Genomic DNA, 22,004 nt, shown 5'->3' with positions numbered 1-22,004 from the left:
AACCCTCCCGCATGAACTCGGCGAAATCCTCGTTCCCCACCGGGATCTCACTACCACCCACCCAACCCAGCAAACCCGCCAAATCCGCCGGCGGAAACGGAATAGCCACCTACATCACCAATCGGAACCGAGAATCGGAGGACCACTCCGACCACGGCCTGCGGCCCGGCCTATCTCTTCCACATCATCGACAACCGGCACCGGACCAGCGGCCACCTCGACCTCGGCAACCGATTTCGCCGCGTCCCCGAGCAAGGCCGAGTCGACTTCGAGCCTGTTCGCCATCACCGATCCTCATCATTGCCGGAGCGCCCGATCGCCATGTCCTCTGCGAACCCGCATCGGACGAATCGAGCCGGAACCCGATATCCGGTGCCTGCTCGTCCACGTCCTCGGGCAGTTCCGGATCCTCCCCGCTCATCCTGCCCACCAGCTCACAGCAGGACCTATCGACGGGCCAGGTCATCACCTATCGCTGGGCCAAATACTTCCACCGACACAGGCCTGCCCGATTCCCACAAGCGGGGATCCAGCTCGGCGGGGAGAATCGACCAACTTCTGCGTCACCGGTAACGCACGCCCGCAACGCGACTGCCCTCCCGGCGGACAGCTTCCTACGGCCCGCTCCCATCCGGGCGAGGGGGTAGCGGAATGTGAACTATTGCCTGCCGGCGACGGTCTGATCGATCAGTTCATCGGCGAGCTCACCGGCGATCGCGGCCAGGTTCCGGCCGGCCGGGCCGGCACCGAGGCGGGCTGCCAGTTCCCGCAGCAGGCTGCCGATGATCATGGCACGTAGTTCGGTGATCACCACCGGCTGGGATTCGCCGCGCACCGGCCGGTCGGCAGCCAGCTCCCGGCGGATATCGGCAGCTTCCTCATCGAAGGAGATCGGGATTCTGCCGGTGCCTTCGTAGCGGTACAAGCTCACCAGATGACGAGCCGGATCGGCGATATTCTCATCACTCATCGTGGTCACCTCGCACCCGTTCGTTATGCCGGAGCACCCTACACGCACAGTCCTTCGTCGACAGCTCGGCGCCGCACCCGCCGCACCGCGCAGGAGCACCTCGGCCCTTGCCGGGTGGGATCGCTCCCGGGAAGACCTTCACAGCGGTATAGCCCCCCAGTTGCCGTGGCGGCAGTGATAGCGCAGGAGCGCGTGCAGGGTGCTGATCGGTTCGGGTATCGCGACCACTTGTAGCTCCACGCGATATCCGGCATTCCGGAAGATCTCGGTGAATACGGTGGTGTGCTCGGGTGATCCGGTGCCGATCTCCAGCAGGACGTGGTAGCGCTGGGAAACAGCGAAGTCGGCGGCCAGTATGGTCCAGCCGAGAGCGTCTGCCATGAGCACCTCGGCCGCATTCCGGTCGTCGGCCAGGACCAGGTCCCAGCTGTATGGGTGGTAGGCGAGATACAATTCCGGATCGATCACCGCCGGTGGAGGGCCGTTCCAGCTGTCCTGTAACTGTCGGATGACGGTGGTTTTCCCGGACCCCGGAGTCCCCAGTACTATTACTGCGACCGGCTGGTGTGCGGGCTCGAAACCCAGCAGGGTTTCCGGAGCGATATGTTCGGTGAAAATCGCGGAGTGCTGCTCTCGGTCGAGTCGGTAGCTCGACGGATCCCGGTGGGCGGGCAGGCGGGCGCGCGATGCTTCCACCTTGCGAGTCAGCCGAGTTCCGTATTCGCGGATCGCATCAGCTGTCCCAGCAGTGTCGGCCGGGTCGAAAGTTTCCGAGGTTGCCAGATATGCCCGGCGCTGGGCACCCATATCGGTCCAGGTTACGAAGTCGTGGGCATGCTCGGCGCGAGCTTGGACCGCGGTGCACTGCGCCATCAGACTACCGATGATGTCGATGACGGCTTCGTAGTAGAGCGCGGTGTCGTATTCCGATTGCGTGGTCACCTGTTCCGTTCTCTCATGTGGCCTGCCCCAACCAAGGACGGGCGGCTTCCGCGATCAGGTCGGCTTCACACAGCAGCATTTCACGGACGGCTGGGTCGCGGTGGCCTGTGATGCTGTCCCGGAAGGCCCGGAGCTTCTCTCGGTAAGCATGCGCTTCCTCGCGGGTCGGTGGCCGGGTGCGTTCGTATGCCAGGATATCGGTGGCCTGCGGAGCCTCGAGCCAGTTCCCGTCGGGCAGTCGCCTGTTTTCGAACAGAACATCAATTCTGTTTCGAACCGACAGAGAATCGACCACCGGCGGCGGCGATTCCGCGAGGCGAGTAAATTCCAGCACGCCGTCATACGCGGCTGTCTGGTGCTCCAATGGCATCCAGCGCCCGGTCCCCGCACGCACGTGCTGCTGCATGAAACGATGCGCTGCCGACAGCCTGCTTTCCGGAAGCGCAATAGCGAAGGAGTGAAGTTCCACTTCATAGCCGCGAGCCTGGAAAGACCGCACGATCTCCAATGTTTTCACAGCATCACTCGGGCCGGATTCGAATACAGCGTTGTACCGATTGTCCAGGGCGTAACCGATCGCCATCGACTGAAATTCCTTGGTTATCGGCTTCAGCTTGTCGTGCGCTGAAAACTCATCCTGCCTGCGTATCTCCTCGAAATGCGGGTGATATCGCAGGAATTCATCGAACTGCAGTGTCACTGCACCGTCGCCGTTTTGATTTACATCATCGAATATCTCTCTTATCGCCGTAGATTTTCCGGCACCGGCCTGCCCCACGAATACAAATAATTTCGGCCTTTCGACGGGCCGGAGGTTCGGCCCGGTCAACAATTCCGGGACGATTCTTTCCTCGAATATTGTCCGGGTATCGTGATCGACGGCCGGTATGGCCGCTCGATCGGCCACCGAACGCAGCTCGGCTACCGCTCGCTCCCGGGCCCCGGCACCATCTCGCGGCGGTTCCGGGTCGGCGTCGCGGTAGCCGGCGACAGCCCGGGCAGGTCCCGCGGACGGCGGGCAGGCCGCCTCGACCATCCGATTCGCCGCGGACCGCCATGTGTAGCCACCAGCCTGTAATTCCTGCCGGATCTGTCGTGCCCGGGCCCAGGCTCCGGGCAGGTCGCGGAGGGCACGTTCCACCGTATCCACCCACTCCTGCATGGGCAGCGGTTCGGTAAAGGTCTGCGCTACGAGCAGCCCCGATACCAGCTCCGGGTCGAAGCGCCGCGCGTCACCGAGAAAGCGGCCGACACCGCTGGAGTCGGGCATGACGACCGGCACTCCCGCCGCCAGGGCTTCGGTCCCGGCCATGCCGAAACTTTCGGCCCGGGACGGCATCAGCACCAGGTGGGTGTTGGCCAGGTCCGCTCTGAGTTCGGCCTCGCCGGTTGTATAGGGCAGGACCGTGACCTTCCGGCCCGCCCGCTGCGACAGCAGCTTCTCGGCGCGCGAAATACCAACCGGTGCGCAACCGCGAACGGTGAGTGATACATCCAGACCTCGCTCACCGAGCTGCCGGACCATATCCGCTGCCTCGGCGAAACCTTTTCGGGGCTCGTCGAACCGACCGGCGACGTAGAGTGACGTAGTACGGCCGAACTCCGGAACAGGGAGTGGTTCGCTGAATTTCAGACCGGGCAGAGTTTCCTGCAGCGCCGGTGTGACATGGGTGGCGGCCGCCAGATCACCGATGTACTCCGCGAGCACCGGGCCGACTCCGAATACCACGTCCGCGGTCGAAATCATGGCCTTCTCGACTCGCTCGTTGGCGAGGCCGGCCTCCGCTTCGCCCTGTACCCCGTGCGATGCGGGGCTGATCGAGTGCACAATATGGGCGAGCGTGGCATCGGGACAGCGCAGGGCACGGATCATCCGGCCCACGTGGCCGGTGAAGCGGGAGTGGGTGATGATCAGGTCGATATCGACATCGGGGACCGCCCCGAAATCGTCGCAGGCGCGGCTGAGCAGGGTGATTCCAGGGCCGGGATCGACACCGTCGATATCGTCCTCCACCTGGACGTACACCTCGTGACCGGCTTCGGCGAATCCGTGTGCGAGCTGCCTGTTGAATACCGGGACACCACCCATGTGCGGATCCCAGAATTGACCTACCAGCAGGATCCGCCTGCTGATTGCGCGCAGGCCGTCGTCCCCGCTGCGGCGGAGCGCCCCGCGGAGGGTTTCGGACGGGGCGGGGGCGCTCAGGTGCTGCTCGGCGTCCAGAGCTAGTTCGTCGATCTCCCGCCACAGCCGACCGGCCCGGTCGGACTCGATGCGCCCGGCCCGCCCCGCTCGCGCCACTGCTTCCCTGGTCGCCGTGATCTGATCCAGGAAGGTGCGCTGCTGCACGGCCGTCCATGGTTTATCCGCATTACCTTGCTGAGCAAGGTCGTCCATCTTCTCCAGGACGCCGTCCGGAGATTCTTCCCATTCCCGCCTGGCCTGCTCGCGTAGCGCCATGATGGTCTCGGCATCGGGGGCGGTGCCAGCCAGGAACCGCTCTTCGCCGCGCAACCGGTCGTGGAAGTAGGTGGCGGCTTGTTCGGTGGGAGTGTCGAGCCGGGCGAAATACCACAGCTGCCGATAGGTCGAGATGAGGCTGTAGACCTGCTCGACCCAGGGCAAATCCTGCTGCCAACCGCCGATGATGTCATCGCCGAGCAGCTCATCGCAGATCCGCAGGAACTCCGCTCGATGGTCCTCGTACCCTTCCACCCCGGACAGCCGCAGATACCGCAGGTACTGGGCGATATCGGCGAGCGGATCGCCGATGCGCGCGAGCTCCCAGTCGATGAGCCGGACCTGTTCCCCGGCGACGATGATGTTCGGCGCATAGAGGTCGCCGTGAATCAGCCTGGACCGCCGACGTTTCGGCGGTACCGGGCCCAGGCGGGCAGCGAGTTCCTCCGGGGTGAGCAGGCCGATTCCGCGGGCGGTCTCCGGAAAGATCCGATGTACATCGCCGGCTACTCGCACCAGAAAATCGCGCATCAGCCGCAAGGGCGCATCATCGACGGAGAAGCCGTCTGCCCTCAGGGCATTCGCCTGCTCGCCGCGCAGTTCTTCGCCCGGCTCATACCGATACAGTCGCGCCAGGGCGCTGACAACCGCGCGAGCGAATTCCGGCCGCTCGATATCGACGCCGGTCGCGGGGCCTCCGTCGAGCCGCTCCGTGACGAGTCGGGTTCCGGAGGATTCGAGCGGCCGGGCGACGGGAACCACATCCCGCACCGCCTCGAGTACCGCAGCCTCCGGTAGCAGACGCAATACCGTATGCACGGCGGACTCGGACGCGACGGGAACGGCCAGGCGTTTCGACACCGCTGGTCGGCCGTTGTAGGTGCCGTACTCGATCGAGTGGCTATGACTTGCTCCCGCTACCGTGCCGGAGGCATCGGGGACGAAGCCACCGGACGCGTCCTGCTGCTCGGACTCACCATCAGGCAAGGTGACGGTGATGCACTTGCCCAGGTGGGGTAGGCGCGTGGACCGGCCACTGGCGTCATCGGGAAGCTCCCCGTCGTCGACCGGGAGACCACCGCGGCCGGGGTCGTCGCCCTCGCCAGGGTCTCCCGCAGGATCGATCCGCGACGGATCCGTGATGTCATCATGCGCGGATCCGGCGCCGGACAACAGCCGATGGCCGCGCGCCTCGTCGGTTTCGTGCCTGTGTGCCGCCGCGGCCGCGGGAAGGCCGCCGACCCAGTCGAATCGCACGTTCGCATCGTCGTGCCGGGACTTGTGGTTCCCCTGCATGCTCAGTGACCGCTCGAGCAACTCGTGTTCGACAAGGCGGATATCGGATGCGCGCACCTCGTCGGAGACTCGCTCCCCCGTGATCAGGCGGAGGATTGCCTCCATGATCTGGAAATCCGCGTCGAAACGACGGCGGATGATCTCTCCGGTGTTCTCATCGATGAGATCATGAGTGTCGACGAAAATGTACCGGAGCATCGGAACGAGCTCGGACTCGACATCGAAACCAACTTTCCCCCAATCCCGTTCAGCCCTGAACAAAGTGCGCCTGATCGCCTCCGCCACACCGCGCTCGTCGCGTGCCAGCTCTGCGCGGACGACGTCATACAGGGTGCGGGCCCACTCATCCCGCCGATCTATCTCCGCCGGCGTTACCAGCCCATAACCGGTGTCGATCTCACCGGACAGCACCGAATCGGCGATACCCTCGAGCCATTGTCGCATTCGAATCTCATCCGAATCCTCGAGGATACGGGTGTGGGCTGTGAATTGTACTGCTGCCCAGCCCTGATCGACATCGATCGCGGCCCCGGCGAAGCGGCGGCGGAGATCTCGCTCGAAGCGTCGCAGTTGCTGGCTCAGAATTTCTGTATTGCCTATACGAGTGGCGTTTCTCACCAGAGCCACGGCAGCTCCGTCCGTCAGCAACGCATCCGCCTGTACGCGCTGGAAGTCGGTGAATCCGAGTGTGGTGTCGGTGTACATTCTTCGCAAGAACGCAGCAGTCGGCACCCTCTCATCGGCTTCGATCCGCGCGACCGTTCCAGCGGAAACGCCGAAACGTTTGCCGAACTCCCTCCCTGAGAGGCCCAGGCGATGACGACAGGCAGTGACGACACTGCCTATTCTGGAATGCGCCCTCGGATCGATCACGAATGAATCGAGCCGTCCGGGAAAGAACGCCTGCGCCGCCCTGCCCGAATCCTCACCATAAATGTCCAGGCCGACAACCAATTTGAAAGTGCTACCATCGAACCGCTCTCGCCCGAGAGAACCATCCTCTACTTTTCGCACGGTCGCCGGATGAACGGCAACGATCCTCGCGAGCTCCACCTGAGACAGGCCCTTGGTGATACGGCGGGCGGTCATGAGACTATTGAACGTGCGGTGTTCGGCGGGGCTCGTACTGAACGAATCGATCCCGGGGAGAAACTCTTTCGCAACGAGATCTCGATACCAACTCGGAACTCCGAGTCCCTTCAGAACCTTCCACCAGGTATCCGGTAAGGGTCGATGCACACCGTGCACTACCGAGGTAATCGTGCCGACATCGACATGGGCGTCTGCGGCGAGTTTCCAGTGTCTCACCTCGTTGGTCTCGAGGTAGAACTTCAACCACATGCGGAGATCTCCCGCAAGTCGCAGATCGATGATGGCGAAGAGCCACTCCTCTACAGGAATACCGTCGGGGGCATCGAGGGCCCGGGCACGAATCTCCGATCGGAGAGACTCGATGACGTGCTCGTCGGGTGATTCCCTGTGCAACGCCACGCGCGTGCGGAGGGCCGCATCGAACTGCTGCAACTGCCGATCGAATCGGTCGGTGAAATAGATGGTATCCCGTCGCACAGCAGCTTTCAGCAATGCCATACCGGACTCGACATCCCCGCCCGGCAGAGCTCCGTGATCCACCGGGACAGTGCACTGCGAATCCGGAGCCGCACTCGCTCCGTCGCGCAGGACCGGATCCCTCAACCGCTCAGGGGCCGGGGTCGGACGATCTTCGTGCCTCCCGCGTGAACGGGGGCTCCGGCCGCGGCGGCCTTCCGGTCGACCCGCCGCCCCCGGGTCGCCCAGCCGAAATTTATCGAATATCCGGTCGCACAGGTGGTCCGGGACCAGGAGTGCGTCGAACAGCTTCTTCCAGATCTCCGGGGCAATACTCTCCTGTGTCCCATCCATGAGCTCGGCGGCGGTCGCGGGTGGGACCCCGGCTGCCTCGGCGAATCGATCGCCACCGGTCCACCCCGCGGCCGTATAGAGGTGGGTGAGCAGGAGGGTGAGGCCGGCGCTGGTGTTCGGGTAGGCGTCGAGGCTGCGGGCGAATCGGCTTCGGGGTGTCGCATCCCGTCCCGACAGTGCGGTTGTCAGGAAGTCGATGGCCGCGTCGCCGAAGACTTCCGCATTGTTCCCGGCCAGCTCGGCCTTGATGACGGTGGCCGCGTCGGACGGTCTGGTGAGAGCGCGGAAATACTTCTCCCGGCCCCCTTGCTCGATTCTGCCGAGCGCGGTGACGACCCGGGCCAGCACCGGAGCCGACGCGCGAGCGATCACCTTGTGCAGATCAGGATGCTCGCGGGTATGGGCCCAGAGTTGCGGCCTGATGATGACGTGGCCGACGAAAGCCTCCGCCTTGGCCTGACCCAGGATTTCGCGATAACGCCGGACCAGCCCTTCGTCGTCTTCGGGTATTCCGGGGGATTCGTCCCAGAGTTGCCGGGCGCGGGCGAGGGCGGCCATGGTCACTCCGTGCGCGACCCAGAGATGGTTCTCCACCGGCTCGTGCCGCCAGTTTCTTTCGCGCAGCAGAGCCAGTTCGGCCACCATCTCCTGGTGGATGCGCGGGCCGAGTGTGCGATGCAATTCCCCTGCGTCGATCTCGAAGTCGCGTTCGCGCCGGTCACCGCGGACGTAAGCGCGGCGTAGGAGATCCGGATCGATGTCGGCCGGGTCGGCGCCATCCGGGGGGAGATCGGACCCGCCCCCTGGTTCCTCGGGCAGGGTGACTGTGACAATCCGGCGCGAGCCGGAATCGTTCATCGGCCGGTCCGTGCGGCGCGGGCGGTCGGCAGACGAACCACCGCCCCGGTCGCCTGGAGGCGCCGGAGGATCGGCCGGGAGACGGCCGGGACGGGTGCTGCCTTCGGGGTGGCTCCCCGGTACCGACTGTGCTTGTGGATACTGCTCCACAGCACCGACGTGGGTATCGGGTACTGCCGACGGTGGCGCCGATCGGACGTTTCCAGAAGGACTGTTCCCGTGGATATCCTGTTCCGGGCGCTCGTCGGTCGCACTCCGCCGCCCCGCCTCGACGACAACCCGGGGCGCCAGCCGGCCGGCCCGTACGGAGGCGAGCGCCAGGAGGCTGACAACTGCTGGGCCGTCGTCGATTTCGCCGCGCAGTGCCATGGCGAGCGCTTCGTCTACCGGGACCCGTACCTGCCCCATCCCGATTTCGTCGGATTCCCCCGCGTCCAGGCGGGGGATACCATACAAATTGCGCGCCAGATAGATGCGGTGGTGTTCGTCGGTGATCCCGGGCAGTGGTTCCGCGGTGAGGAGTTCGCTCCAGTCCAGGGCGGCGAGCCCGGCCTCTTCGGCCAGTTCCCGCCGGGCACCCGTCAGCGGGTCCTCACCGGCTTTGTCGAGCATGCCGGCGGGCAGCTGGTAGATCCAGCGGCCGAGCGGTGCCCGATACTGGCGGACCAGGACGACCTCGTCGGTACGTTCGTCCCACGGTAGCGCGAGGACCGTGGGATGGCGGGTGATGATGTCCTCGGTGAGCACACCCCCGTCCGGTGTGTGGAGTTCCAGCCGGCGCACCTCGTTGAACGGGCTGGACCACACCGTGTCCTCGGCGCCGCGGCGTAGCGGCTGCGCACCGAATACGCGGGTGCTGTCGACCGGCGGGGTGCCCGAGGCTGCGTGCGGTGCATTCAGCGGCGGATCCGTGGCCGGGCGCAATCGGATATCGCCCGATATCTCGCCCACCGCCGCCAGGACCCCCACTGCTGTCGCGGTATCCACAAGCGCCGCACCCGTAAGGTGAGAGATTGCCTCCGTCAACGGGACTCGCAGCATATCCGGCGGCGGTTCGACGCCCTTGATATCGTCGACTTCCCGGGCCACCAGAACGCGGGTAACAGCGTTCGAACTGCCGCCGCTGCGGACCGCGTCCGTGACCAGCGACAAGTCCGCACCGGTTGCCAGCCCGTACTCGGCGAGGATACGGCGAGCGATCACCGGCAGTGCACCGTCGGCGGTGACCACCACACCGCTGGGCAATTCGAGGACCACATCGTCGACCGCCGTCCGAAAGCGGCGGCTGAGCACCACGCGGCCCTGCCGGTCGACCGGAAGTACGGCCACCGTCGCGGGCACATCCAGCACATCGCGCGGATGGACGTTCCCGTCGGGCATACGAACCTTGTACTTCATCATGCGGAACGAGGGAGCGGCGTGGGCCACCTCGGTCGTCACCACTTCGAATTCCGGCGTTTCTCCGGCCGGATCGGCGGACTGATCCTCGGTATCCTCCTGTGCTCCGTCAGAAGTGGATGACCTTTCGACCCCGGGCACCGCCGGTTCCCGGTCGTCGCGGGTGGAATCGTCGTCCGGAGTGCGACTATCGGCCGAGTCGTCCGGCCCATCCACGGCACGCGGTCCCGTATCCGGATCCGTGGCCGGCTGTACCGAGCCGGTGAGCGGCCCTGCGCCCGGATCCTCGAGGAATGCCGCGATTCGCGCGGTCAGCTCCTCCGGGGTCGAGGCGGTCAGGCCCCGGAAATGGTCGGCGAGCGTGTCCGAGGTGTTGCCGATCGCCTCGCCCTGATACTCACGACCCGTCCGGTTTTCGTAGGCCTCGACCACCGCGTTGTCGGCATCGGCGATATCGGCCGGACTTCCGGCACCGACCGGAGCGGGCACCCGCCAACCGCCGGCGCTGTCGGGTTCGAGGTGAATCGACAGATGTGTCGGACCGACGGCGAACACTTCCAGGCGATGGTGTTCCGGGCGGTGTGTCCCGGCCGGATCGACCGGAATATGCACCTTACGGGTGTGCAGGTCGTAGGCCACCGACACCGGATGGGTGTCGTCGAATACCTCGCCGCGCAGGGTTTGTTCTTCGCGCGCCCGAGTGAAACCGGTTTCGACGAACTCCCCGCGCAGTGTGCCCACGGGGATCGGGCGCTCCTCCTCGGTGTGGAAAGCCTGCGGTCCGAGTTGGTGCAGCCACTCGCCTAAACCGAGCTCCGTCCGCTGCTCCCGGCGCAGGCGTAGGTAGTGGTCCACGAGCCGGTCGACCGCGGCGAACCCGGTCGGCTCCCGGTTCGGCCCCTCGGCCTCGGCCGCGGACAACGACCGCAGGTTCAACTCGTTGCGGGGGCCGACCGTGGCTTCCCAGTACCCGATGTCCCGGGACCGGTCCCAGAGCACCCCGGCGTAATCGCTGCTCGACAAGGACAGCTGTCGCAGCACGTTCATGTGCTCGCCCGGTCGCGCGACGACGCGCAGATAGGGCAGTGAGTCCGGGCGATGGTATTCCACCAGGACGTTGTCGGAGAGGACAACCGGACCGCCACCGGTTCGGCCGGGCCGCACATCCGGTCCCAATTCGTTGCCGAGCTCCTGGAAGCGATCCCAGACAGCACGCCAGATGCGGTGATCGTCCGCGCCACGCACCGCCGCCGGACCCTCGGAACCGGGGGTGGCCACAACGGTCTGCGCGCGGGGCCCACCCCAGGCGGGATCGTCGAGCTGATCCACGGCGTCCGCCACATCCAGCAGGACCACGGCAAGCTCGGATTCCGTGAGCTCCGAGCTCTCCTCCCTCAGGAAATCCAGCACCTCGCGATACGCGTGGATCTCCGGTGCCGTGGCGTCGGGGTTCTGCTGTAGTGCACGCTCGGCCTCGGCATACGCGTCGGAGTAGATCTCCTCCACCGTGCTCTCGACCACGAATACACCACGCGCACGCTTGGCTCGCAGACCGGCGACCATCTCGGCCAGCCGTTCGGCACGCCACGCAAGGGATCCCTGGACTCCGGCGATCAGGCTGTCGGCGCGCAGCTCCGGGGTCTCGGACTCGGCTGTGGGACTTCCGTTGTCGCCCGCCCGAAGTGCCGCGATATGAGCGCTGAGATCGCGGCCGTCGACGCGCGGCCCCAGCGTGTCGAGCGACAGCCGCACCGCACGCATACCGGCCCGATGCGCGGCGGCGTGATACATCGGGCGATGGTGACTCACCTGGTCGTAGGATCTCCACGCGATATCGAAGGCTTGTTCGTATGCCTCGGTGTAAGCGCGCGAGAGCGGATCTCGGGGGTCGGCGGACGCTTCGACCGTGCGGAATCGCGGACCACCGAGCCGCCGACCGTCGACCTCGGTGATCAGAGCCGCACGGTACGCCAGTGCATACGCGTCGGCCAGGAGATCCCGTGTCCGGTCCACGGATTCGGCCGGGTCGACGCTCGACGGATCCGGTGTGGACCGCCCGGCAAGCTGCTCCGCCATCCGTGCCGCGACGATGAGTATGTGGCGGTGCTTTCCAGGGTCACCACCGGCATCCAGGGTGACCGCGTTACGCACCGGGTCGTAGCCGATCGCCGCTCCCTGCTCGATTCGGCGCCCCTCCGCATACACCACCCGGGCATCGGGGCCGGAGCTGAACTCGACCACCACACCGTATCGCTCGAGTATCCGGATCGCCCAGACGTCGATGCCGGTTTCCTTCATTGCCGACAAGATCGTCCCTGCCGCGCGGCTGTCCTCGATCGAGTGGCTACGGCTTGCCTTCCCGGCCGAGCCGGCGGCATCCTGGACCGAGCCATCCCGGGGAAGATCCGAACCACCCCCTGAGTCCTCGGGCAGAGCTACTGTGACAACCCGGCGCGCGGACTCGACCATCGGCACGGGCGAGTGACTCGCTCCGTCGGCGCCGGTCACGCTGTTCCGCGAGCCGGGCGCCGCTGCCGACGGCTCGACCACGTGGTTGACAATCTGCTTCCCGTGCCGTTCGACCCGCACAATTCCCATATCGCGCAACTCGAGCAGCGGGGGCTCGGCCTCGACGCCGGCCAATTCCGGTAGCTCCTGCAGTTCCTGGGTGCGGAGTGGTTGTGCAGCCAGCAGTTCGATAATTCGAATCTGCGTTCCGGATAGCCAGCCCGCAATGGCCTCGGCCCACTCGAGCGGATCCGGCGACTCCGCCGGCTCATAGTCCCCGGGCAATTCCGCGCGAACCAGACCATCGAGCCAGTGCCGCATCCGGATGCCGCGTCGAGCGTCACGGATACCGAGACGGGCGGACTCGGCGATATTCGCCCACATCTCGTCACTGACGGGACGGCCACGACGCAGGGCGGGCTCGAAACGCTTCAGCATCCGCTCGATCACCCCGGTATTGCCGCTCATCACAGCGGTTTTCACCAGCTCGACAGTTGGACCCTCCCAGAGCAGGTCGATCGCCTGCGGCTGCATCGCGGCGATGCGGAGGTTCGCGACACGACCTCGTGCCGCCTGCCCGGCACCCACGCGGCACGCATTGACGAGGCTGACGAACCCGGTGTGCGAGCCGACGTCGGTATCGTAGGAATCGAGCTGCCCGTCCATAAATCTGAGCGCGGCCGCGTTCAGGTCCTCCTTGGAGATTTCGAGTGGGCCGGCCAGGGCGACCAGGCACTCTTGGACAGTCTCCTGCGGCACCGTGTTGTTTTCTGTCTTACGGATCACCTTCTCGCTCACCCCACTGAGGGCGGACAGTGCCCTCGGGGTCAGTCCCCAGGCCCCGGCGACCACCTTGGCGATACGCCAAGCCAGAAGCCAACTGCCGATGCTGTCATGTGCGGCAGGGTCGGTCCGGAACGAATCGAGTCCGTCCAGGAATTCACAGAAGAGATCTCGATAGGAGTCCGGAGCATCGAGCGCCGCCAGCAGCCTCGAATAGGTGTAGAAGGAGGAATCTTTGGTACGGAGCGAAGATTCCGTTCTCGACTCCGCGTGTTGCACTGTTCGTTCACTGCAACCGGCGGCCTCGGCGAGCTGCGACTGACTCCACTCTTTCGCCACACGGAACCGCTTCAGCGACACACCGGGGCTGTGGCCGAGCGGCGGAGGGTTGAACTCCGCGCTGTCCTCGTATGGCTCGACCAGACGATAGGTCGTCTCGTATCCGCCGCCGACCTTCTTCACAATACCCATGTCCCGCAATTGCTTCAGCGCATCGTCGACCGGCCACGGTTCGAGTCCCAGAGATTCCCGCAGTGCCGACGCGCTGTGTCGCTGACCGGAGAGGAGGCGGACTATCCCCTGCTGGGGATCGGAAAGGCATCCATGCGTCGCCTCGAGCCACTCGTCCGGCCCCGGCGGCGGCATGGTGGCGTGATCCCTCAGTACCGACGCCGCAACAGCGGACAGCCAACTCCGCATCCGGGTGGAGTCATCGGGCGTTTGCGAAATGACCGAGTGAGCGGCCGCGACAATGGACCGCCACGCATCCTCGCCAACGACACCTCCACGGCGCATAACTCGCTCGAAACGTCGTAGCTGCTGGTCGAGCACATCTCTGTTGCCGAGGTGCACAGCCCTTTTCACCACCGCCAATTCCGGGCCGTGCCACAGCAACTCCTGTATCCGATCCTTTCGGGCGGCGATGCCGAAACTCTCGACACGATCCACCGTGTTATTCCGAGCGTCGATACGGCAGGCGTTCACGAGACTGAGGACAGTGGTATGGTCGTCGGCTCGGGTGGCCGGCGAATCGAATGTTCCCCCCAGGAAAGTCAGGGCGGCGGCGGTGACATCCTCAGCGGGAATTCTCAACGGAGCAGCCACGGTCACCAAGTACTGCGCGACCCGCACCGGCGACAACTTGTTGAGCTCGGCATCCGAGATCGTCTGCTGTGACATACCGGTTTCGGTCGCGAGATCCGCCTGCGACATCCCCCTGGCTCGCCGGGAGCCGGCAAGGAAGCCACCGATCGGAAGTGCGTCGGCCATATTGTCGGGCCGATCCTGGGCCAGGCTATAGGTCTTCGGCCACGCGGTATCGTCGGTCACCTGTACGGCGCCGCTGCTTCGTAGGTCTACAAGCGTTCGATGCACCGTTGATCTGGATAACCCGAGCAACTCCTCCAACTGGGACGCGGTGAATGTTCCTCGTGCGAGGCAATCGAGAATCCGTCCGCGGGTACTGACATCAACACCGGAAACAATCAACCGGAAGTCGCTCAGCTGGTCGGGAAGAAAACGACGGACTATTTCCTCGGCCAGCTTCGGCGGAAGCTGGAGCACCTCGAAGATCTTCTTCCAGTTCTCCGGGGTGGATTTTCCTTTGCGCTGATCGACCTTCCGGTTCGTGTCTTTCGAGAGGTCCGCGGCGATATCGAGTTGATGACCGTTGGTGAACCCGGCGGCCCATCGAAGGCCGGGGAGCAGACTCGCGATATCGGGGTAATGGGCTAGCCCGGGCCGCAAACCTTCCTCGGCAATACCCTCGGGATCGGGCAGCAGGTGCATCAGCCTGTCGATGGCGACCTGGTCGGCGGTAACGGATTCCCCTCTCTTCGCAAGTGAGGTGACAGCCCGCACGACGGCATGCGGTGGGGCGGAGACCAGGTGGTGCCACTCGGGACGATCGGCAAGTACTGGAGCAAGGTTGTGAAGCAGGTCGAGTTTCGTGACGTGCTCGCTGAACGTGACCGACGCCGCGCCTCGGAGAATGCGCTGGTACTCGTCGGCGAGATCGGTATCGGTGAGTTCGCGAGCGTCCGCACCCGGGTGCGCCTTTCGCAGGGCGGTCTCGGCGCGGCGGAGGACGGCTGTGGTGAGGGTGTGCGCCGTCCACAGATCGCTGTCGGAAGGATCGGTGTCCGACAGGTGATCCGGGAGGGCCTCGACGCGCCCGAGAATATGTTGATACACCCGGGGGTGGAAATACCGATTCAGCGCCCGCACAGCTTCCGGATCGAGGCCGGGGCCGGGCCGGGCGCCCTGGACGTAGGGGCCGGGGCGGTAGGCTCGGTGTTCTTCTGGCGACTCCGGGCGGGGCGTGTTCTCGAAGAGGTCGGTGGCGTCGCCGTCGGCGTCGAAGAGGGGATGAAGGGGGTGGCCGTCGGGCTTTATTCCGATGCCGTGGACGAGGTCGTGCACGGGGTCGAACAGGGGCGGGCCGAACTCTTCAGGTTCATAGGTGGCCGGGTCGAAATCTTCGGGTTCGTAGGTCGCGGGATCGAATCCGGGGCCCGAGGTGGGGTCGATGAGGCGGAGGGAGCCGTGCTCGTTGACGACGAAGGCGGCGTGGGCGGTGGGTTCTCCGGTGGGAGTGTGGCGCGGGGTGAGGGTGATCCACATTCCGCGGCCGTGGCCGAGGCGCCCATCGGGGGTGGGGTCGTTGTCGATGGGCTCGCTCAACACGTCGGCGACAGCCCATAGGCCGTCGCGGCCGGAACCCTGGAAGATGTTGTGGCCCTGCGCCATCCAGGACATGGCCTGGACAGGCACGCCCTCGTCGCCGGGGTCGTGGAACAGGGGTGTGGGGAGGCTGTCGTCCGCGGTGACGAGTCCACCGTCGGTGGTCACGTGGCTGTGGATGACCGGTTCGGCGACACCGTTCCTGGAATACCAGGCATTGGTGGCCGCAGCCGATCGCGCCACACAGTTGGCGTCGACGACCCCTGCGGTACCGCCTCGGTCGTCCGGGCCGGAGTCACCGTCCTCACCGAGGTCCCGGGGGCCATCCGGCACCGGACGCATTTCCGGTGGTAGCTCCCTGGCCGACCGATAGACGGCCGGCTTGCGTCGCGAGGCGACCTCCACAAAGCCCTCGTCGATCAACTTCTCGAGGTCCCATCGGACCGAATACTTCGGCATGCCGAGTGCCGACTCGAGTTCGGGCACGTTCATCGGACGGTCCGCCAGCAGCTGGGCGACCCGCACCTGCCGGTAGGTCAAGGGCCCGTCGGTCGACAGCGCACGTCCACCGGCGACCACCGGAGGCTTGTTCGGGGCGTCCGGCAGGAGGCGGTAGCGAGCCGGCGCCGTGTCCGCTACCGGCTCCACGATCCCGAGAGTCTGCAGCCTCCGGATCGCATTGCGGACTCGCTGGTACGCCCCGCGGGTCAGGTACGAAAGATCCGAGAGCGAACACTCCTCCCGCTCGGCCAAGACCGCGACGATTCGATTCTGCATATCGGTGTACGGCGGGACAGTGTTCTCCGACGCCGTTTCCCCGCCGGTACGTCCCTTCTCCGGGACGACAGACGGGCCGGATTCGAACAGGCGGTCCGCCACTTCCCACTCGGCCTCGGGTATATCGAGAGCCCGGTACAGGGATCTGCGGAACTCCGGGGCGCCGGCGTGCCTACTGCTACCGAGTTCCAGCCTCCGGATCACGGTCGCGGTGACGCCGAGGATATCCGCGAGTTCCTGCGGCGACATCGGTCGCGAATCATCGCTGGGTGACCGAGCCGCCCAGCGGCGAACGGCGATATAGCTGTGGAAGGTGTTGTGTGCTGCGGCAGCCGTACTGAACGAATCCGGTAGTCCACCCGCCAATTGCCACGCGATCGGATTCCACAGTGGACGCGGTAACGACACGAGCTCGAATATTCCGGCGATAACGTCGATCGGACCGCGGCTCTTGGTCACGAGCGAGTGGGTCGCATTCACCCGGAACCCGGCCACCTGGTCCACCTGGGTCTGGCTGGTGAATCCACCGGCCCGGATCAGGTCGTCGATGAGAGTTCCCAGGTCGGAGTACGATAGTCGATCATTGTGGAGGCTTCGGCGGGTAGGCCCGAAGCTCCGGATATGCTGGAGCAGCTCTTCGAACTGCCGCACAGTCGGGCCGTCACCGTGTCGGCTGGTGAGCCTGTCGACAGCCCGCGCGACCACATGGGGCGGGGCGCTCTCGATACGTGCGCGGAGATCTTCCCGGCCCGCGAGCACCGAACCGCTGTCGCGCAGCAGGCGCGCCTTCAGGGTGGCCGCCGCCGGGGTGGTCCGGATGGCCTCGGCGCGGGCGGCCTCGAAGTCCGACTCCGGGTCCGCACCGAGATCTCGGGCGAGGACGGTATCGAGGGCGTTGTGCAGAGTGTCGACGGTGAGGACGTAGGTGAGCCACGGATCCCCCTCGGGGTTCTTGCGCTCCAACGTCCGGTAGATCTCCGGGATGAAGTACGTCCGCAGCCGGGCGCCGGCGAGCTCATCACCCTCATGCGCCGCCCGAACCAGATCGCCCACATCGATGGGCGACTCCCCCTGTCCACCGGAGGAATCCTCCGGATTGTCCCGCGCTGAATCCGCGCCGTGGTCGTGTGCAGAGCCGGGCAGAATAGCGGAGTCGTTCTCCGGCCGCTCACCGCTGCGGCCCGCACCCGAATGTATCGGGCCGAATCGGCGTACATAGTCCTCGCGTTCGCCACGCATCGGAACCAGACCTGTCACCGTCTCCAGGCCGTATTCCCAATCCGAATGCCCGTTCTTCAACCGCGAATTGGCGCGGTTGTGCTGCTCTTTCCATGACTCGTCCGGATCCAGTTCGGCGAACGCTATTTCGCCGATTTCGTGCTCGACCAGCCGTATATCACTGGCCTTCAGTACCGCAGGATCCACCTCGCCGGAGCTCCAGTCACCGCGGACCATCCGGTAAATTGCCTCGGCGATCTGGAAATCGCTGTCGAAATGAGCGAAGTAGTCGCTTCCGTCAGCGGTGCGGAACCAGTGCTGGTCCACGAAAATGTAGGACAGAACCTGCTTGATATCGGAAACTGTGAACGGGGGCTGTCCCTCCTTACGTTTCACGTTCTCGAGATTCTGGACGATTTCTCGGATTTCACCCTCCGGACCACCCCCGATCCAGAGGCGGATCAGGCGGTACTGTTCTTCGGCCCACGCGTACCACAGCGACGGATCCGACGGCTTCTCGCTGATCACCTCCGCAAGAAGTCCGATATCACCCGGACCCAGGTCTGCGGTCTCCGGCGTCCAATCCACATCGGCGGTCCGCGCCCGCGCCGATGTCTCCTCGGCCGCTGCACTATCGGCCGGGAGACCGGTATCGGACGGATCCGTCTGCTCTGGGCCGAACCTCGAAACAACTTCGGCACGGTCCTCCGGCCGCACGAGCTCCTCGACAAGGGGGTCGAACCAGAATCCGAACTGCTTCGGACTCCATTCGCGGGTGGTCTGCGCAACTCGGATCGACCAGACAGGGAGGCCCGTCAGACGTGCCAATTCATTCTGAGAGATCTCCCGGTCGAGACGGCACGCAAGAAGGTAGCTGCTGAGGCTCTCGTGTGCGCCGGGTTTCGTGCTGAAGGAGTCCAATCCATCAATGAATCTCCGCGCGAAAAGATTCCGATCCGATTCCGGAACACCCAGCGCGAGCAGAATTTTCCGCCATTGCCTAATAGTGATACTACTGCTGCGCTGTAACACCGCTGCTACCAGAGATTCCGATATATCGGAGTCGTCGATCGAGTCGGCGAGGTCTTTCCCGGACCATCCTTTGGCATGGAGAAGGGCGTTGAGGTAGTCGCCGGGCCAATCGTGTGCTGCCACTTCTGTGCCGCGAGTATCGGGACCGGCGGGGTCGGCGGCGCGGACGCCGGGCGACGGCGCGGCCAGGCCCGGCGTGGTCGTCCACTTTCCATCCGCGCGACCCGCCACGAGGTTCCGGCGTTCCAAGCTTTTCAGCGTTTTCAGGGCTGCGTTACCCGATACTCCGACCAGCTCCGCCACCTTCTTGCTGCGCTTCGGTCTACCGACCAAGGCCCGAAGAACTCTCTCCTGGAGATGAGTCAGGGGCGTTTCGGCCGTTTCCGCTTCGTGTGCGGGTGGCCCCGATACGGCCCCGTCCGGCTTCGGGATTGCGCCGGCGGGTCCGGAGTTGTCGGCACCCGAACGGATCGGGCCGAAGGTGGCCAAACCCAGTTCGCGGTCATCGCGTTGCTGAACAGACAGCCCGGCGATCCAATTCGATCCGTTGTCCGGAAGCCTCTGCTCTGCGCGGACATGTATATCGCGCCAAGGCGTGACGGGCCGCGCAAGTGGGTCTGTGCGCGGGTCGAATTCGATCTCGAACAATTCGTGCTCGAGCAATACCCCCGTATGTGGGCTCCAGCGCCCTGCGATGAGCTCGTACAACGCTTCGAGGAGCTGGAAATCCGGGTCGAGATGGTCATCGTAGAGTTCACCGGCATCATCGCGTAGCAGGTGTTGCGACAGGAATATGTGGGTGAGGATGCTCGAGATCTGCTCGTGGGTGTACGAGGTGCCGTCGTAGCGTACGGCCCCGGCCTGGGTGAGGGTGCCTACGATCGCGTCGATATCGGTCCGGTCGCCCGGGTTCGCGCGCATCCGAGCGCGGATGAGCTCGTACTGCCGTGCGGCCCATGCCTGCCACAGGTAGGGTTCTTCCGGTTTCACACGGTCGTCGAGTGCGAGCTCGAGCCATCCAGACTGTGGCGGTTGCGCGGCGCCGGGGCGGGACAGCAGTTCGACGAGTTCCGATTGGGCCGCTCGGACCGCTTCGGCATCTCCCCGGAGATACGCTGCATCGGCCTGGGCTCGAAGGGAATAGCAGGACAGCCAGTGGGCACCGGTTTCGACCGAACCGGTCAGGTGGGTTTCGGCCAGCGTGCGGCGATACCCGGCCACGGAATCCGCTGCGCCGGCCCGGATATCGCGCGCCGAGGCCATGGCCTGATCACGGAGGGACTCCCCCGGCCGGGGGCCGATCCGGTTGTCGTTCACGCGGCTGTCGGCCAGTGCCAGCAAATAGTCGATTCCGGCACCACAGGCCCGCTGATAGGTCTCATACACCTTGTGCCGCCGGGCAATCGATACCAGCGGATCCCGCGCGGGATCGGCACAGAACTGTTCGGCCTTGTCGACCGCGAAATTCAGCTTGCCGAGAATCTTCACGAGCGGATCTATGATCCGGTCCCGACCGGCGCTTTCGGCGACTTCACCGATTCGGATCTCCACGCCGATGTCCAGCACCGTGCGCAGGGCGTCGTTCATACGGGTGGTGGTGAATTCCGATACCGCGCCCGCCACCTCGTCGGTCACGCTGCCGGGTTCGATGCCCGGCATCTCCGCGAGCGTGCCGAAATCCCCTCCGGCCAGGATCACCTCGGCGCGCAGCCGCAGCATCTCCTGTTCGGCGGCGAGATACTCGAAGTGAGCGTGGGCCGTATCGATCCGATACTTCGCTATCCGATCGCCCATGAGGCGGTCGGCGAGTCCGCTACCGAGGCGGTCGGCCTCGCCGGTCAAGTGCTGCTGGATTACCCGAGCCAGAGCTGGACTATCTTGCTGTCCCCCGTCCTTTGCTCCCGTTTCGCCGGCGATCCGCCGCAACGCCTCCTCCGCCGCTGCCTTCCGGGACTCGGCCGCCGCGAACGCGTCCAGCCAGGCGGAGCGGAACTTGTCCATCGCCTGTCCGATGTCGCGGCCCAGCCTCGCGAGTTCGGCCGCTTCGGCGAGATGGTAGTCGCGCTCGGCGCGGGCGGCCCGGCGACCGACCTCGTCGCGCAGGCCGCGTTGGTACTGTTCGGTGCGAGCGGTCCAATCGGGTGGGGTTCCCTCGTCCGGGCTGTCGTCCGCCTCCCCGCGCAGCGGCCGGATCGCTCGCCAGTCTGCCAGCCGCGACATCAGCTCGGACAGGGTCCCCGAATCGTCCAGTGTGAGATCCGCGGCGATCCCCCGCAGATCGCCGAGGGCCACGCCGCGACGCAGGGCGGCAACCGCGACCGCCTCCTGCTCCAGGGATTCCACCTCGTCGAGGGAGGAGCGCAACACCAGCCGATCCAGGCTCCACTCCGCATCTGGCTGGGGGAGATCGCCCTCGGAACCCTCGGCCATCGGGCGGGCGAGATCGGCCCAGCCTCGGTGGTATTCGATCGCGGCATCGAGCATCACCTGGCGGATCGCATACAGCACCGCGGGCCCGCGTAGAGAGTAGTCCCCGTGGAACGTGGCCGCCGAGTCGTCCAGGGCTTTCTCGATCTCCGCCCGGAGGACAACCATATTGTCGCGCAGCGATTGCGGCTGGCCCGGCTCCGTATGCATCAGGTCCAGGCGTTGCAGATGGTCGGCTGTGCGCAGCAGGTGGCGACGGGCACCCTCGAGCCGTTGCAAGGCCACCTGCCGGGCGAGCTCGCGCACCTCGCCGAGCGCGGCCTCGGCCGCGCCGAGCGCCGCACCGTCACCGCGCAACCTGGCCGATTCCGCGTCGGCCGTAGCGGATTCGAGTGCCGCAGCGATGGCCGTCCGGCGTACCCGGCGCAGATCGCCGAGCCTGCGATGGGTCCGCAGTTCGATCGATCCGGTGGGGATGTCCACCTCGGGATCAGCCAGGTCGCGCAGTTCCTCGGCTACCCAGGCCTCGCAGTAGTCGATATGCCAGCTCACCTCGTCGACGAAGCCGTCCACCTCGGACGGTTCGGCCGAGTCGTGCTCGACTCCCAGTTCCCGGGCCCGGCGCACGCTCGCACGGTAGGCGTCCAGTCCGCCCTGCCGATGGGCGTTCTGGATTTCCTCGTGCGCCGCGGGTTGCGCGGGGGGCGGGACGTGGGGGGGGGGGGTGGGGTTAGGCGCCGGGGGGGCGGG

At 65.6% G+C, this 22,004-nt stretch carries 3 protein-coding genes; all 3 read right to left on the bottom strand.

Features of this window, described 5'->3' with window-relative positions:
* Positions 1–658 precede the first annotated feature (658 nt).
* Positions 659–970, bottom strand: coding sequence for a hypothetical protein (locus QH195_RS21850; RefSeq protein ID WP_280420620.1), 312 nt, complete (start codon positions 968–970; stop codon positions 659–661).
* A 138-nt stretch (positions 971–1,108) separates the two neighbouring features.
* Positions 1,109–1,912 (bottom strand): zeta toxin family protein, encoded by an 804-nt coding sequence (locus QH195_RS21845; RefSeq protein ID WP_280436799.1) that lies wholly within the window; start codon positions 1,910–1,912, stop codon positions 1,109–1,111.
* 13 nt (positions 1,913–1,925) lie between these two features.
* Complete coding sequence (locus tag QH195_RS21840) at positions 1,926–21,881, bottom strand: zeta toxin family protein (RefSeq protein WP_280436798.1); 19,956 nt, start codon at positions 21,879–21,881, stop codon at positions 1,926–1,928.
* Positions 21,882–22,004: the final 123 nt, after the last annotated feature.

Source organism: Nocardia carnea (assembly GCF_029868855.1).
In the GTDB taxonomy this organism is placed as follows: domain Bacteria; phylum Actinomycetota; class Actinomycetes; order Mycobacteriales; family Mycobacteriaceae; genus Nocardia; species Nocardia carnea_A.
Note: the sequence above shows the minus strand (reverse complement) of the source record. Positions and strands in the feature narration are given on the sequence as shown.

Excerpts from the sequence above, each read along its gene's own strand:
- QH195_RS21850 (WP_280420620.1), bottom strand. The coding sequence starts at position 970 with ATGAGTGATGAGAATATCGCCGATCCGGCTCGTCATCTGGTGAGCTTG.